Genomic DNA, 15,407 nt, shown 5'->3' with positions numbered 1-15,407 from the left:
ATACTTAATTACTCCCCGCTCAACCGCTCCAGTAATCCGCTGCGTCGCTGGGTACGTAACTGCACGGCACGCCGGAACACGCAGTCATCGCTGTACAACGTCAGCTGCTTACGCGCGCGGGTAATCGCGGTATAAATCAGCTCGCGCGTTAACACCGGCAGGAACTGCGCCGGCATCACCAACGCCGTGTGGTCAAATTCCGAACCCTGCGATTTATGCACCGTCATCGCCCACGCGGTATCGTGCGTTGGCAATCGGCTCGGTTGCACCGCCTTGATGCTGCCATCCGGCAATGGGAAGAACACCTTCAGCAGGCCTTCCTCATCAAACAGCGTAATGCCGATATCGCCGTTAAACAGGCCCAGCGCGCTGTCGTTACGCGTCACCATCACCGGACGTCCCTGATACCAGCGACTGCCGCCGGTTGGACGACGAATCAGCTGCAGCTGCATCAGCTTCTGCTCAATACGTTGATTCAATCCCTGCACGCCAAACGGCCCTTCACGCAGTGCGCACAGCAGCTGATATCGGCCAAACGCCGCGATAATCTCAGCAGGATCAGCGCGTTGGCGAATGAGTTTCAGGAACGGCTGATAACCGGCGGCAATCTCTGTCAGCATCGCCTGATACGCATCAGCATCCTGCAAAGGTTGACGGGTGATATCGCTGAAACCAGCCTTGAATGCGGCTTCAACCGCCTTTGCATCACCGGCGTTAACCGCTGCGGCCAGTTGGCCAATGCCGGAGTTGGCGTCAAAGCGGTAGCTTTTACGCAGCAGGCAAATCGCGTCGCGTACCGCGGGTGCGCTGCTGTCATCGATGCCCGCCACCCCGCTGCCGGTGAGCTCACTCAGCTGCGCAGCGCGCATCGGGCTGTAACCGGCTTCGGCACAGCGACAGATATCACCGAGCACTGCGCCCGCTTCCACCGATGCCAGCTGATCGCGATCGCCGAGGAACACCACGCGCGCCTGCGCTGGCAATGCGGCAATCAAATTCGCCATCATGCCGAGATCGACCATTGAGGCTTCATCCACCACCAGCACATCCAGATGCAGTGGATTGCCGGCGTGATAGCGCAGGCGCTGCGTTTCCGGCTGCGCGCCTAACAAGCGGTGCAGCGTGGTGGCATCGGCCGGAAAGCGCTGCCGCTCCGCCTCGCTCACAGGCAGCTTTTGCAGCGCCTTGCCCAGCGATTCGGTGAGACGCGCCGCCGCTTTGCCGGTCGGCGCAGCCAACTGAATACGTAACGCGCCTTCGCTAAGACGGATCAGTGCCGCCAGCAGTTTTGCCACCGTGGTGGTTTTTCCGGTTCCGGGACCGCCCGAGATCACCGCAGTTTTCTGCGTCAGCGCCACCGCAGCCGCAATCTTCTGCCAGTTATCCGGCTCGCTGCCAAACAGCTGATCCAGCACTTTCCTGACCCGTTCAGGCGCAAAAGGCTGTGCTGTCGACTGTGACTGAAAGAAACGCGCCACCTGCCCTTCGTTGTGCCAAAGGCGATGCAGATAGAGACGGCCTTCGCTCAGCACGATGGGTGCCGCGCAATCGCTGCTACTCAGTGCCGACCAGCCGGCTAAAATTGCCGGCCAATCCTGCGGTTCGCCTGCCGCTTGCCAGATAGCCTGCGCCAGCTCCGCATGACGCCCTTTAAACAGGTTGTCGCGGCTCAGCTGTGATAACGGCAAACAGACATGCCCATCTCCCGCTTCCGCGCTCAGGCAGGCCGCCAGCAGCAAACGCGCCGGTTGATCATCATCAGCCAGCAGTTGAGCGAACTGGACATCCAGCGAACGCAGCAAACGCAGCTCAGCCGCCTGTGCTAAAAGCGCGGTCATACCGCTCATGCTGTCGCTCCCGGCCCGCGAAACAGGCTATCCAGTTGTGAAATGAAGTCGAAGGTGGGACGGGTATGAAACACGCCGTTGTCTGGCGAGCTGCCGTCCATGCCACGCAGGAAGAGATAAAATACGCCGCCGAAATGCTGCTCATAATCGTAATCCGGCACGCGATGTTGTAAATAGCGGTGCAGCGCCAGCGTATAGAGCTGGTACTGCAAATCGTAGCGGTGGTCGATCATCGCCTGCGCCATTGCCTGCGGCGTATAAGCTTCATGGCTGTCACCGAGCCAGTTGGATTTATAATCCAGCAGGTAATATTTGCCCTGCCAGCGGAACACCAGGTCGATAAAGCCTTTCAGCATGCCCTGCACCTGACGGAAATCGAGCGGCGGAGCCTGCGCCGATAACGCATCCTGAGCAATCAACGCGCTCAGTTCACGCGCGGTCAGCACATTGTCAATTGGCAGATAGAATGCCATCTCCACCAAACGATCGCTACTCTGCACCTGCGCCAGATGAATACCCTGCGCGTTAAGTGGCGTGCTCAATACACGCCTGATCCACGCACTGAGCATCGGCTGCCAGTGCAGCGGATAGCCGTTTTGCTGCAGATGTTGCGCCAGCTTCTCCTCGGAAGGCGGCTGCGGGAAATCCAGCGATTCGAACAGCTCATGCAAAAACGTTCCCGGCGCGGCACCGCGCGGGAAGTGATGGGGCGTAAGCGCCGCTTCCCCTTCCTCTTCCCGATCCTCTTCGCCGGCTGCTTCCACATCGAAATTCGGCATCACCTCAAGCAGACGATGAGAACTGTGCTGCTGCAAACCAGAGTAACTGGTTACGCGCCACGGATCGGCCAGCACGCGCGTTACGCTTCGCGCCCCCAACTCGCTATCGGCGACCGCCTCAACCTGCCAGCGCTCGGCTTGCATATCTTCAGCCAGCACCACCTCGGTGCCCGCCGCGTCCATGTTATGCAGCAACGCGCCGAGCTGTTCGGCTGTTGCCGCTACACCGCGCTGCAACAGAAAACCGAGCGCGCTTTTATGCAAATCGCTCTCGCCCTCTTTCTTACGCGTGCCGCGAAACAGCGGTGCCACGCCGACGCTGCAGTGATAGATCGAACGGGTCAACGCCACGTAGAGCAGGCGCAAATCCTCCGCCAGACGCTCCTGTTCGGCCAGCGCCAGGCTCTCTTCATCGGCTTGCAGATCCAGGACCGCGTTAAAGCTCTCACGATCGTGATAAAGCGCGGTATCCGCCTCGCGAAAACCGGCGGCGAATGGCAGCCACACTAGCGGATATTGCAGCCCTTTAGATTTGTGGATGGTGACAATCTGCACCAGATGACGATCGCTCTCCAGACGCAGTTGCTGGCTGGCAGACTGGCTATCCGGGCGGGCGATCTGCTGTGCCAGATGACGCACCAGCGCGTGTGGGCTATCCAGCTGCGCAGCCGCTTCCTGCAGCAGTTCGCCGAGATGCAGTAAATCCGTCAGACGACGCTCGCCGTTCTCCGATGCCAGTAGATTTTCCGCCAGCTGACGCTCCAGCATCATCTCGCGCAGCATCGGCAAGACGCCACGCTGCTGCCACACCAGCTGCCAGCGGGCAAAGGTATCCACCAGTTCATCCCAGCCGCGCGCATCCTGATCCAGCGCATCCAGCTGCGAGGCATCAAAGGCAAAGAGCGAGGTTGCCAGCGCGGTACGCAGCATACGCTCCTGCTCCGGTGCCAGTACCGCCTGCAACAGCCATAACAGCTCTCGCGCTTCCGGCGTGGTGTAAACGCTGTCGCGATTCGACAGGTAAACCGACGGAATACCGAGCAGATTGAGCGCTTCGCGAATCAGGTTAGCTTCGTTACGGCTGCGCACTAACACTGTGATGTCAGAGGCTTGTACCGGCCGCAAATTGGGCGCTTTGCCCAGCATCGCGCGCTGCTGCTGCCCGGCCTGCAACCAGCGACTGATATCGGCCGCACACTGCTGCGCCATACGTTGTTGATAATCTCCAACGCTGCAGCCTTCACCCGGCTGCAGCCAGAAGCGTAACGCCGCTTGCTCAACCTGATCGATAGTGAGCGACAGTTGCTGGTTGGGAGGCGCAAACTGCACCGGCTGGAACGGGATCTCAGCGAACAGGAAGGGCGCGTCGAGGCGCGCAAATAGATGGTTAACGCTGTTGACCATCGCAGGCGACGAGCGCCAGTTGGTATCCAGCGTGTAGTGCGCACTGACTTCACTGCGCGCGCGGATATAGGTAAAAATATCCGCGCCACGAAAGGCGTAAATCGCCTGTTTGGGATCGCCAATCAACAGCAGCGCATGCGCTGGCTGATTGATATAAAGCGTGCGGAAAATACGGTATTGCAGCGGATCGGTATCCTGGAACTCATCAATCAACGCCACCGGGAAACGCTGGCGAATCGCCTGAGCCAGTTGCTCACCGCTCGGCTGCTGCAGTGCTTCGTCGAGGCGGCTCAGCAGGTCATCAAAACCCAACAGTGCCTGCTGACGTTTCTCTTTGCGCACCGCAGCGCGCACCTCTACCAGCGCACGCGCAATCACCAGATCGCGCAGCGACAGCGGCTGAGCAAGGAAAGTGTCGATGGCGTCAAACACACTGTGATGCGGCGGACTGCCCTTTTTGGTCTTCTCTTCAAGCATGCGCTGACCGAAGCGCGCCAGTTCGGCGGGCACTTGATAATCACGCGTTTCGCTCTGCGCCCAAAAGCTGACTTTATTGACCCAAACCGGCAAATTCTTGCTGCTGTAGCTGCGCTTATCCACGTCAGATAGCCCCACCAGCGTCAGCACTTCGTCACCCACCGTCAGCCATTGCGCTTTCATCGCGGCGATACGCGCCAGGTTTTCGCTGTGGCGCGAAGCCAGGGTTTCACTGTCGGTAGGCGGCAGACGCAGGCTGGGCGATTCGCCCTGCAACCACGGACGCAAGGTGGAAAGCAACTGCTCCGGGCCGTTCCATTCGCTGACAATCACTCGCGCGACATCCAGCGTCAGCGGATAGCAGTGACGACGCCAGAAATCGGCAGTCGCCTGGCGCAGCAGCAGCTGTTCATCCTCAATCAGCTGCTGTTCAAACAGCATGCCGGACTCAAAGGCGTTGAGATTCAGCATGCGCTGGCAGAAGCCGTGGATGGTGAAGATGGCGGCTTCATCCATCTGTCGTTCAGCGGCCAGCAGCAGCGAAGCCGCATCGGCGGGCTGTGGAATCTCCTGCAGCAGCTGCATCAGCATCGGGTTGCCGCTGACGCCGCGCAGGCAGGCCAGCCGCAGCTCGTGAATGTTGGCGCGTATACGCCCGCGCAGTTCAGCGGTCGCGGCCTCGGTAAAGGTCACGACCAGAATCTCTTCTACCGACAACGGGCGCGAATAAGCATGTTGTCCGCCCAATCCCAGTAGCAGCCTTAGATAGAGCAGGCCGATGGTGAAGGTTTTGCCGGTGCCGGCTGAGGCCTCAATCAGACGCTCACCGCGCAGCGGCAGCGTCAGAGGATTGAGCGATTCAGGTAGCAGACTCATTGCGCATCACTCTTCACGGGCAACGACTGCTGCAACTTCTGAACCTCATCCCATGTGGTCCAGCCCGGCAGGTGGGCGTAGTCATCTTTGGTCGCGCCATCATGGCTGCCACCGATCTGCGAAATCATCGCCATGCCTTGCTGCGCTAAAACCGCCTGATGGAAGAAGTCGGCCAGGCCGGCTGGCGTCAGCTGCTGAATTTGCTCAATCGCTTTTTCACGCGTATCGAAGGCAAAGTTCTGACGTTTAAAGTCACGGTTAAAGCGGTTCGCCTCTTCATCTAGCGTTTGCGGACGCTGCTTCATATCGTTGATCAGCGCCTGCTGATACTGGGCGAAATCTTCCGCTTTCATGCTGCGCAGACGCTGTTCAGCCTGCGGATAAAACGCCTGGAAGCGTTGCAGTAAAAACGCCGGCTGCTTGCTATTACTTTGCAGCAGGAATCCGATGCCCCACTGGCGTCCGATCGGCATCTGGTAAGCAAACACCGCATAGCCGAGCTGCTCTTCGGTGCGCAACTGGTTGTAGAACCAGGGTTGAACGATCTGGTTCAGCATGGTGCTGTTGGCCATGCTTTGATATTCGCTGTAGCCCAACGGCACATACAGCGCGGCCAGCGCCGAATCAGTACTGCTGCCGGCTTTCTGCAGATTGGCCTTCATTGCTTTATCCACCGCCACATAATCACTGTGCCAGTAGCCGTGACCATCGCTGTGCAACTGTTGCTGCAGCTCATCGCCGAGCTGTTTCACGCGCTCTACAGAGAGATTGCCCACCACCATCATCTCCGGGGTTGCATGATGAATCAGCGCATCGCGGTAATCGGTGACCTCTTTCAGAGTAATATCTTTCACCAGATTGCGGCGCGTTTCACGTTGGGTGTAAGGCAGCTGCGACAACATCTGCATCGGCTGAATCGCCTGCTCAAACGCTTTGCCCTTCTCTGCCGCTTCCAGTCGATCCAGGTACCAGGATTTGGCCTGTTCCAGCTGCTGCTGATCCGGCGTAAAGGTGGCGTAACCCTCCACCAGCTTCTTCAGCAATTCCGGCAGACGTTGGGTAAACCCGCTGGCGCTAAACACGATGCCATCATCTTCCCCGGTGGAGAAACTGATGCCGCCAACCGAAGCCTGCGAATTCAACTCATCCAGCGCCAGGCTGGAGAGATAGTCATTCAACCCAAACAGCACCTGCTGGCGCGCGTCGCTGATCGCCGATTTATTGCGCAGCGCTAAGGTAATAGCGGCTTTCGGTTCGCTGGCAAACTGCTGACTTGGCATCCAGTAAATACGCATGCTGTCGCCATTGGTCAGTGCGACCGGATGATCGTAGGTTTTGCCATCGGAGGGGATAAGGGCGAAATCCGACGGAATGTAGGGATTCAGCGTGGGCATCGACAGCTGGAGCTGCGCGGCACGTTGCTGCCAGTCGCTAATTTGGGCGCCGCTGATTTTGTCCACCTGATAGGGCGCATTCACAAAGTAGGCTTCTTTGTTATGCGGCTCCTGCGGACTGATGTACCAGATGCGCGCGTTCTGCGGCGTCATTTCGTCGAGACGCGTTTTGATTGCCGCGGGATCGAACTGATCGGCCAGATAAGGCGCATCCAGCGTGTGTTCAACCGGCACCCGCAGCATGGTATCTACCAGCCACTCGATGTAATCCATATCACGGGTAATTGATGGGTAGCGGAAATCCAGCGCCAGCACGTGGGAGACTTCATCGAAGTATTCTTTACTGATGCCTTTGGTGCGCAGCATATCAAGGTAGTTGAACACCGCAGCCACCACTTCATCGCGCTGCGCCAGACCTTTGTCGGTTAACGACACGCTGATAGCGAAGACGCCGCTGTTGCGCTCGGTCATCGGGTCTGCACCGGCGCTGACGCCATCCGCCAGCCCTTGCTTTTGCAGCCAGTCGTTGAGGGTGTTTTTGCTGCGATTGCCCAGAATGTAGCTGATCAGCGTATCGGTTTTACTGCGGAACTGGCCGCTGTTGTTCGGGATGCGGAACTCAATTTTCAACTGCTTGCGCGGCTGTGCGGGCACGTAATGGATAATGATGCCCTTCTGCGCGTCGGTCACTACCGGCACGTCAATCTCTGGCACCGTCGTTTGATGATTAGCCACGCGACCAAAGGTTTTTGCCGCAATGTCGGCCATCTTTGGCAGCGGTTTGTTGCTGTAAATCACCGCCTTCATCAGATTGGCGGAGTAGTGGCTGTGATAAAAATCGGTCAGCGCCTGATGCAATTTGCTGTCCGGCTTGTCACTCAACGTATCAAGGTTGCCACCGGAATAGCGCGAGCCGGGATGCGCAGGGTTGAGAGTTTCTGCACCCACCTGTGCCATACGCAAGCCATCGCGTGAGCGAGCCATGGTCAGTTCTGCGTTAACCGCATGGCGTTCACGATCGGCATTAACCGGATCGAGCAGCGGTTCAGCAATCGCATCGGCCAGACGATCAACTGCGGGCTGCAACGCGCTGTTTTCCACTTCCAGATAGAACGCCGTGCGATACGACGCGGTGCTGGCATTGTGGCTGCCACCATTTTTTTTCAGGAATTCGGCGAGATTATCAGGCTGCGGATAACGCTTTGAGCCCATTAACACCATGTGTTCGAGATAGTGCGCCAGACCCAGCTGCTGATTAGGATCATCCAGCGAACCGATCGGTAAGGTCAGCGCCGCCAGCGATTTAGGCGCTTCGGCATCCGAGACCAGCAGCACGGTCATACCGTTGTTTAACGTAATCGCCTGATAACTGCGTGGATCGTGATCGCTTTTACGAATGGTGTCATTGATGGGTTGCCAGCCGCGATCGGTATCGGCAAAGGCATTCAGCGCTAACGTGCTCAGCAGCAGCGCTCCAATCCAGCGTGCGTAAATCCGCATTTAAACCCCTTACGTTACCCTTTTCCGCTGGCTGTGTGCCCAGCGGTGAAATAGACAAACTTTCTTATCGTGTCAGGAACAACCTCAAACGAGGGCGTATCCCATTGCTATTCATCATTTTGATGCGCCAGGCGCACCGGCAAATACCATTGGCGTGCGGCGGCAGTAATCGCCTGCACGGCCTCATCGTCCAATGAGCGACTCAGGCGTTGCAGATAGGGATCGCTGCCCTCGCCTTCCACCTGGAAACCACCCTGCCAGGCTTGCAGCAATTTGTTAAGTGCCTTTTTCTGCGTGGCTTCGTCTTCCAGCAACTGCTGCGACTTGCTATCAAAGCTGGCTTCCAGCCAGGCTCCGCCGGATTTATTCAGCAGCATCAGCGGCTCGACTAATCCAGCCTGGTAACCCGCAACATACGCATGCAGAAGCGACAGCGCCTGTTCAGCAGGCAGCGCCGCGAAGCGCCAGTGACTCTGTTTACGGCCGTACATGCGGCTTTCACCGCTGCCGCCCAACGCGCAATACACCAGATGTTCCAGCCATAGCAGCAGACCATCGTTCATGTTCAGCACGCCCGGACGCCAGCGCAGCAGGCCATCAGCTTGCACCTGCGTCAGCCAGCCGGTCAATTGCACTGCGCCGATCGTCAGATTGATTTCCCAACTTTCAGCGGGCTGGCGTTGACCACTCACCTCGGCGGCCACTTCCTGCATCTCTTCGGTTTGGCTCTGCCAGAAAAGTTCCCCGAACGCGCCATAAGGCAGATTGCCAGCGGCGCGGTGACGCGCATACAGCTGCGCCGGATCGTCACCGTTGACCAACGTATTCAGCAATTGCGCGTTGATTTGGTAGCGTTCCAGGCTGTCAGGCGCGAACGGTTCGCTGTCGGGCAGCTCGCTCTCTTCCATCCAGAAAGCCACCCCCAAGCGTTGCTGGAACCAAGCGCGTACCGGATGGCGCCAGAAACGCAGCAGTTGCTCCAGCGACAAGGTTTCTATCGGTGCAGGCAGCAAGGGCTGCACAAAATCCGGCTGTGCCACGCCGCTGCCGGTGGCTGCGGGCAACCACTCCGCAGCAAAGCTTTGCCCGTGAGCGCCCGGCTGGAAGTTCTCTGCGGCAAACGGCATGCGGCTATGCAGCTTTTGCAGATGTTCACGCACGCGCTGCTCGCTGATATCAGGTTCGAGCGCTTCATCACCCGGCAGACGGAAGCTTTGCCCCAGGTAATCCACCAGCTCGCTCACTAATACCGATGGATAGCGCTCCGTGTTGTCCTGAATCGCCCGGCCGATGTAACTGATATAGAGCTGCTGCTGCGCCGAAATCAGCGCTTCGAGGAACAGATAGCGGTCATCATCGCGGCGGCTACGGTCGCCTTTGCGCATCTGTTGCTGCATCAGGTCGAAACCCAGCGGCGCTAAAGTGCGCGGATAGACGCCATCGTTCATGCCCAGCAAACACACCACTTTGAAGGGAATCGAACGCATCGGCATCAGCGTACAGAAGTTGATGGGACCGGCGAGGAAACGCTGGCTGATACGCTGTTGATCGAGGCGTGAACGCAGCTCATCACGCAGCAGCGTAACCGGAATCGGCTGTTGATACGCCGCCTGCATGCCCTGCTCGATAATCTGTTTCCACTGCGTTTCCACCAGCAGCAGCGCGGCTTCACTTTCGGCGTCTCCGCTAAAGAAGCACTCAATCAGCTCACGACACAGAGGCTGCCACTCCGCTAACGTGCGCTTTTTTGCCAGACGCGCACGCCACTCTTCGAGTCGCGATAGCAGTTCCGCCAGATGCCCCGCCAGCTCAGCGATCAAACCGCTGGATTCGTCATACGGCAGGATCCCTTGCCAGTCGCCGTTGCGGCTCTCCAGCGCATAGCCGAGCAGCATACGCTGCAGGCCGAAGCGCCAGGTGTGTTGTCCGGTTACCGGCAGCGCCAGTGCTTCCACGCTGGCATCGTCCAGTCCCCAGCGAATGCCGGATTCCATCACCCAGCGGCGCAGCAGGCGCAGCCCGCTTTCATCCACCGAGAAGCGCTGCGCTAATGCGGGAACCTCAAGCAGCGCCAGCACATCTTCGGAGGCAAAGCGACTTTCAGGCAGCGACAGCAAGCTGAGCAGCGCCAGAATTGCCGGGTGCGCCTGACTGGCGCGTCGGTCGGAGATGGCGAACGGCAAATAGCGTTCGCTCGGCGCACTAGCAAAAGCGGCCTGAATAAAAGGTGCGTAGCTGTCGATATCCGCCACCATCACGATGATGTCGCGTGGCTTGAGTTCGGGATCTTCTTCCATCAGCGTGAGCAGATGATCCTGCAGCACTTCAACTTCACGCTGGGCGCTGTGGCACACCTGCAGCGTGATTGAGCGATCTTCAGGGTCAAGCAGGCGTTTTTCGGCGCTGTTCGCCAGCTCACCGGCGTTGAGGCCAATGACCGCTTTATCGTCCAGATTGAGCAGATCCGCTTGCAAGCTGTGCAGCAGATTGTCTTGAGGCACCTCGACGAAAGCATCAATGTCGTTGGCGGCGGATTCCATCTGGCTCAGCAGAAACAGGTTATCGCGCCCCAGCTTGCCCCATGACGCCAGCAGCGGATTGGTCAGCTGCTGCTCGCCGATATCGTTAAACAATGCTGACGCGCTAGCTGGATCGCGGAACAGCGGCTGCAGCTCATCCGACTGGATGCGGCGGCGCTGGCGGCTTTGCAGCTTCGCCAAAAAGGCATAATCCTGAATGTCGCCCCAATAGTGACGGCAGGGATTGGTGAACAGCAGATGGATATCAATGTGACGGCCCAGCGCTTCCAACGCCTGCAAATAAACCGGCGGCAGCGCGGAGATACCGCAAATAAACACGCGCTGCGGCAAGCCCGGCGGCGGCATTTGCGCCTGTTCCAGCTTTTGGATAAAGCGCGCATAGAGGTTGGCGCGATGCCACATCGGTTGACCCAGGCTTTCGGTAAAGTTAACCAGATCGCACCACAGCAGCGCCTGCCACTGCTGCGATTCGCCTAAGCCATCAATCCGTTCACCGCGCTCCCAGCTGTTGAGCCAGTCCGAGCGATACACCAGATATTGGTCAAACAGATCGGCAACTCGGGCGCTGAGCTGATACAGCTTGCGCTTGTCGTCGTCATCATTGAGGTAGTGACGCAGCGGCTGGAAAGCGTCCTGCTCCAGCAAAGTTGGCAAGCGATGCATCAGCTTCCAGCTCATGCTGGCCTTGGTGAAGGCGCTCTCTTCAGGAATATCGGGCAGCACCTTAACGAACATGTTCCAGATGAAGCTCGCAGGCAGCGGGAAATCAATGTTGGCGGCAATGCCGAAACTGTTAGCCAGTTCCATTTGCAGCCACTGCGCCATGCCTGGGCTTTGTACCAGCACCTGTTCAGCCGCCAGCGGATCGGTCAGCGGTTGATTTTCAATCAGAATACCTGCCAGATTTTTCAACAGATCAAGCTGATTAGAGTGATAGACCCGGAACATATTTCTCCTAAACACAAGACAACAACGCAGCCGAGCCACTCTACCGTTTATCACCTGCGATGCCTACCGCTAGTGGCAATTGAGCTGCGCCAGTGAGGCGGAACGCTGCTGTGGCCCCATGACCGTGACGCGCTCCAGCGTGCAGCCGCCCGCCAGGCTCTGCTGCTGGCGCTGACTCTGCCATCCCTCAACGTCATGGCCAAGCAACGCCTGACCGGCAACGCGCCACGCCTGACGCTGCTGCCACTGCTGGCTAAAACCCAGCGCCAGCGCGCGATGATATTGCAGCAATGTGCTGATGGTCATCGCCAGCAACAGCATCGCCACCAGCGTTTCCGCCAGGCTAAAGCCCTGCTGCTTCTGGCTGGCACAGCGCCGGCTGCGACAGCGGGCAGTAATCGATCCAGCCATGCGCTTGCGGCTGGGGTTGCGTGTTGGGGATGGATACCCAACGATAGAGCCACAGCGCGCGCCCTTCTCCATGTCCCGATAACAACGCATTGTCATCCTCCATTCGTAGCAGGCAGCTTTGCCACTGTTCTGCTGTCCATTGCTGACATTGCCAGCCGGTGGCCTGCGGCCAGTTTTGCACGCTGCCCCACGCTAACGCCGCCTGCGCCTGCCAGAAATCCTGACTGTGCAGCTGCTCATCAGCCACTAACACCATGCCTTGCGAGAGCTGCGTTCGCGTGGCGTGTAGCGTCAATCCGCCCATCAGTAACATCATCAGCACCATGCCCAGCGTGCTATTGCCACGCTGCTTCACAGATTGATTCCTTCTATCCAGCTTGCCAGCTCCACGCTTTGGCTGTTGGCGTGTCCCGCCAGTTGCAGCACCAAGCGCGATCCCTGCCGTTCAAGCTTGAAGGTATCGATGGTGAGAAATGCCGGATCGGAGAGTTTCTCCCAGCCGCTGCTGTTGCACTCATCCACGCCACGCTGCATTTCAAGCTGTCCGCTGCGCAGCCGATAGCCGTAATAGTCACTTTCGCTGTGGCCCACGCCTTCCCAGCGCCCGTTGCTGTTCTCATCCCAGCGCAGTAAAACGCAGCTGCCGCTGGCGGCAATCGTTAGCGCCGAACCGCTGCACTGGCCGTGGCAATAGCCGGCACGGCGCAGCGCTTTTTGCAGCGTATTGGCGATCTGCTGCAGCTCCTGCTGTAACTGCACGCGCTGTTGCAGGCGCAGATTCTGCTCCAGCAGCAGCGGTAAAAATCGCCCGACGCTGATCATCAGTACCGCGCCAATCGCCATGGCAATCAGCATCTCCAGCAGGCTGAATCCGCGTTGCGTTATTCGCATCCTTTCTCTCCCGGCTGACAGGCACGGATGCGCGCTCTGGCGGAGATAATTAAGCGCCAGCGTCCCGCCGCACTGGCGAGATCGATGCTGCCAGGACGCGCGACATCACGCCGACCGTAAAAACCGACGTCACCATTGATGCCGACAAGGCGCACGCTGTCGTGCGGCGGTTTAAATAACCAGCGCGAGGGCAGTGCACAGCCTTCTGCAGGTTTAGGTCCCGCCCCAAGACAGCCGTTTTCACCGCTTTGTACCCACAGCGTGAGATCGCGGTTGTGCCAGTTAGCATGGGCGCGCAAACGCAGCAGAAATCCCTGCAGTTGCAGTACGCTGTCGCGCAGCTGTTGATATTGCTGCCAGCGCTGCCAACCTTGCAGCGCGCCGACGCTAAGTATGCCGGCGATCACCATCACCAATAACAGTTCGGGCAAAGTGAAGCCGTGGTTAACGTTTCTGTTCATGGCGGCTAATGTGCCCAGCAACATGACGTTCAACAAGGGGGAGAAGTCGACGTTGGGAAACGTTGCGCAGGAAATCGAGGAGAGGTGCAGAGAGGTACAGCATTTTGTGAGACAGATTCAGGATTGTGGTGCGATATGGGCGTGGTCGCCATGAATGGCGACCTTGCGGGAGTGGCCTTAAATGGCGACGGGCGCTTTAATGGCTGGATGCGGATCGTAGCCTTCAATCTCGAAATCATCGAACTGATAATCAAAGATAGAAGCCGGTTTACGCTTGATTACCAGCTTCGGTAACGGACGCGGCTCACGCGTTAACTGCAGGCGCGCCTGCTCTAAATGGTTGCTGTACAGATGCGTATCGCCACCGGTCCAGACAAAATCGCCCACATCGAGATCGCACTGCTGCGCCACCATATGCACCAGCAGCGCGTAGCTAGCGATGTTGAATGGCAGCCCCAGGAAGATATCGCATGAGCGCTGATAGAGCTGGCAAGAGAGCTTGCCATTAGCCACGTAGAACTGGAAGAAGGCGTGGCAAGGCGCCAGAGCCATTTGATCCAGCTCGCCCACGTTCCATGCCGAGACAATGATACGACGCGAATCGGGGTCACGCTTCAGCTGCTCAATCACTTTACTGATTTGATCAATCTCTTCACCCGAGGCGCTGCCCCAGCTGCGCCACTGCTTGCCGTAGACCGGGCCGAGATCGCCGTTCTCATCGGCCCATTCGTCCCAGATGGTGACCTTGTTCTCTTTCAGGTAACCGATGTTGGTCTCACCTTTCAGGAACCACAACAGCTCATGAATGATCGAGCGCAGGTGCACTTTCTTGGTGGTGACCAGCGGAAAACCATCCTGCAAATTGAAACGCATCTGGTGGCCAAAGATGGAGAGCGTGCCGGTGCCGGTACGGTCGGCCTTTTCTGCGCCTTCATTCAGCACGTGTTGCATTAGGTCCAGATACTGTTTCATTTTACCTCACGAGTTTGTTGCTGCGGGCGACGACGATACGCCCAGATCATCATAATTACACCGGCCAGAATCATTGGGATCGACAGAATCTGCCCCATGCTGACGCCGCCTTCAAACAGACCAAGCTGCGCATCCGGCTGACGGAAGAACTCCACGATGATGCGGAATGCGCCGTAGCCGATCAGGAACAGGCCCGAGACGCTGCCCATGGGGCGCGGCTTGCGAATGAATAGGTTGAGAATGATGAACAGCACGATGCCTTCGAGGCACAGCTCATACAGCTGCGACGCATGACGCGGCAGCACGCCGTAGGTGTTCAACAATTCCTGGTACTGCGGATTGTTGGCTGCCAGCGCGATGTCTTCGCTGCGTGAACCGGGGAACAACATCGCGTATTTGAAATCAGGCGCCACGCGGCCCCACAGTTCGCCGTTGATGAAGTTACCGAGACGACCGGCACCCAAACCAAACGGGATCAGCGGTGCAATGAAATCCGCTACCTGGAAGAAAGTGCGCTTGGTACGGCGTGCGAAAATCAGCATCACCACAATCACACCAATCAGGCCGCCGTGGAACGACATGCCGCCATCCCAGACCTTAAACAGATACAGCGGATTCTCAAGGAACAACGGCAGGTTGTAGAACAACACATAGCCGATACGTCCACCGAGGAATACGCCGAGGAAGCCCGCATACAGCAGGTTTTCCACTTCCTCTTTTTTCCAGCCGCTGCCAGGTTTGTTGGCGCGTCGCGTCGCCAGCCACATAGCAAATACAAAGCCCACCAGATACATCAAGCCGTACCAGTGAAGCGAAACCGGTCCGATAGAGAAAATTACCGGATCGAATTGGGGAAACGAAATGTAGCCGTCAGTCATCTTTCACCATCATTTTTCTGCCCTGAAAC

The 15,407-nt window shown here is 58.1% G+C and carries 10 protein-coding genes; all 10 read right to left on the bottom strand.

The window, feature by feature from the left end; all coding sequences use genetic code 11:
• Positions 1 to 8: 8 nt before the first annotated feature.
• Positions 9 to 1,847, bottom strand: a complete 1,839-nt coding sequence (gene recD, locus PZBJ_RS07835; protein ID WP_101762001.1) for an exodeoxyribonuclease V subunit alpha — start codon at positions 1,845 to 1,847, stop codon at positions 9 to 11.
• Positions 1,844 to 5,383 carry an exodeoxyribonuclease V subunit beta gene (gene recB / locus PZBJ_RS07830; RefSeq protein ID WP_101762000.1) on the bottom strand — a complete coding sequence of 1,180 codons (3,540 nt, stop codon included), beginning with the start codon at positions 5,381 to 5,383 and terminating at the stop codon, positions 1,844 to 1,846. The genes recD and recB overlap by 4 nt, the downstream gene beginning before the upstream one ends.
• The gene (ptrA, locus tag PZBJ_RS07825; RefSeq protein ID WP_101761999.1) at positions 5,380 to 8,277 is read right to left on the bottom strand and encodes a pitrilysin; all 2,898 of its coding nucleotides are present in this window, start codon (positions 8,275 to 8,277) and stop codon (positions 5,380 to 5,382) included. The genes recB and ptrA overlap by 4 nt, the downstream gene beginning before the upstream one ends.
• A 107-nt stretch (positions 8,278 to 8,384) precedes the next feature.
• Positions 8,385 to 11,765: an exodeoxyribonuclease V subunit gamma gene (gene recC / locus PZBJ_RS07820; RefSeq protein WP_101761998.1), complete on the bottom strand. Its 3,381-nt coding sequence runs from the start codon at positions 11,763 to 11,765 to the stop codon at positions 8,385 to 8,387.
• Positions 11,766 to 11,834: 69 nt separating this feature from the next.
• Complete coding sequence (locus PZBJ_RS07815; protein WP_146001291.1) at positions 11,835 to 12,176, bottom strand: prepilin-type N-terminal cleavage/methylation domain-containing protein; 342 nt, start codon at positions 12,174 to 12,176, stop codon at positions 11,835 to 11,837.
• Positions 12,109 to 12,531, bottom strand: a complete 423-nt coding sequence (locus tag PZBJ_RS07810; RefSeq protein ID WP_101761997.1) for a DUF2509 family protein — start codon at positions 12,529 to 12,531, stop codon at positions 12,109 to 12,111. The genes PZBJ_RS07815 and PZBJ_RS07810 overlap by 68 nt, the downstream gene beginning before the upstream one ends.
• Positions 12,528 to 13,067: a prepilin peptidase-dependent protein gene (locus PZBJ_RS07805; protein ID WP_101761996.1), complete on the bottom strand. Its 540-nt coding sequence runs from the start codon at positions 13,065 to 13,067 to the stop codon at positions 12,528 to 12,530. The genes PZBJ_RS07810 and PZBJ_RS07805 overlap by 4 nt, the downstream gene beginning before the upstream one ends.
• The gene (locus tag PZBJ_RS07800) at positions 13,058 to 13,528 is read right to left on the bottom strand and encodes a prepilin-type N-terminal cleavage/methylation domain-containing protein (protein ID WP_101762023.1); all 471 of its coding nucleotides are present in this window, start codon (positions 13,526 to 13,528) and stop codon (positions 13,058 to 13,060) included. The genes PZBJ_RS07805 and PZBJ_RS07800 overlap by 10 nt, the downstream gene beginning before the upstream one ends.
• 177 nt (positions 13,529 to 13,705) lie before the next feature.
• Entirely contained in the window at positions 13,706 to 14,500 is a 795-nt protein-coding gene (thyA, locus tag PZBJ_RS07795) for a thymidylate synthase (RefSeq protein ID WP_101761995.1), read from the bottom strand.
• Positions 14,497 to 15,378 carry a prolipoprotein diacylglyceryl transferase gene (gene lgt / locus PZBJ_RS07790; RefSeq protein WP_008109262.1) on the bottom strand — a complete coding sequence of 294 codons (882 nt, stop codon included), beginning with the start codon at positions 15,376 to 15,378 and terminating at the stop codon, positions 14,497 to 14,499. The genes thyA and lgt overlap by 4 nt, the downstream gene beginning before the upstream one ends.
• Positions 15,379 to 15,407: the final 29 nt, after the last annotated feature.

Source organism: Pantoea endophytica (genome assembly GCF_002858935.1).
Classification (GTDB): Bacteria; Pseudomonadota; Gammaproteobacteria; order Enterobacterales; family Enterobacteriaceae; genus Pantoea; species Pantoea leporis.
This window is presented reverse-complemented; position numbering and strand designations above follow the sequence as displayed.

Bases quoted from the DNA above. Each gene is read 5' to 3' on its own strand.
- recD (WP_101762001.1), bottom strand. From the start codon at position 1,847: ATGAGCGGTATGACCGCGCTTTTAGCACAGGCGGCTGAGCTGCGTTTG.
- recB (WP_101762000.1), bottom strand. From the start codon at position 5,383: ATGAGTCTGCTACCTGAATCGCTCAATCCTCTGACGCTGCCGCTGCGC.
- ptrA (WP_101761999.1), bottom strand. From the start codon at position 8,277: ATGCGGATTTACGCACGCTGGATTGGAGCGCTGCTGCTGAGCACGTTA.
- recC (WP_101761998.1), bottom strand. From the start codon at position 11,765: ATGTTCCGGGTCTATCACTCTAATCAGCTTGATCTGTTGAAAAATCTG.
- PZBJ_RS07815 (WP_146001291.1), bottom strand. From the start codon at position 12,176: ATGGCTGGATCGATTACTGCCCGCTGTCGCAGCCGGCGCTGTGCCAGC.
- PZBJ_RS07805 (WP_101761996.1), bottom strand. From the start codon at position 13,067: ATGCGAATAACGCAACGCGGATTCAGCCTGCTGGAGATGCTGATTGCC.
- PZBJ_RS07800 (WP_101762023.1), bottom strand. From the start codon at position 13,528: ATGAACAGAAACGTTAACCACGGCTTCACTTTGCCCGAACTGTTATTG.
- thyA (WP_101761995.1), bottom strand. From the start codon at position 14,500: ATGAAACAGTATCTGGACCTAATGCAACACGTGCTGAATGAAGGCGCA.
- lgt (WP_008109262.1), bottom strand. From the start codon at position 15,378: ATGACTGACGGCTACATTTCGTTTCCCCAATTCGATCCGGTAATTTTC.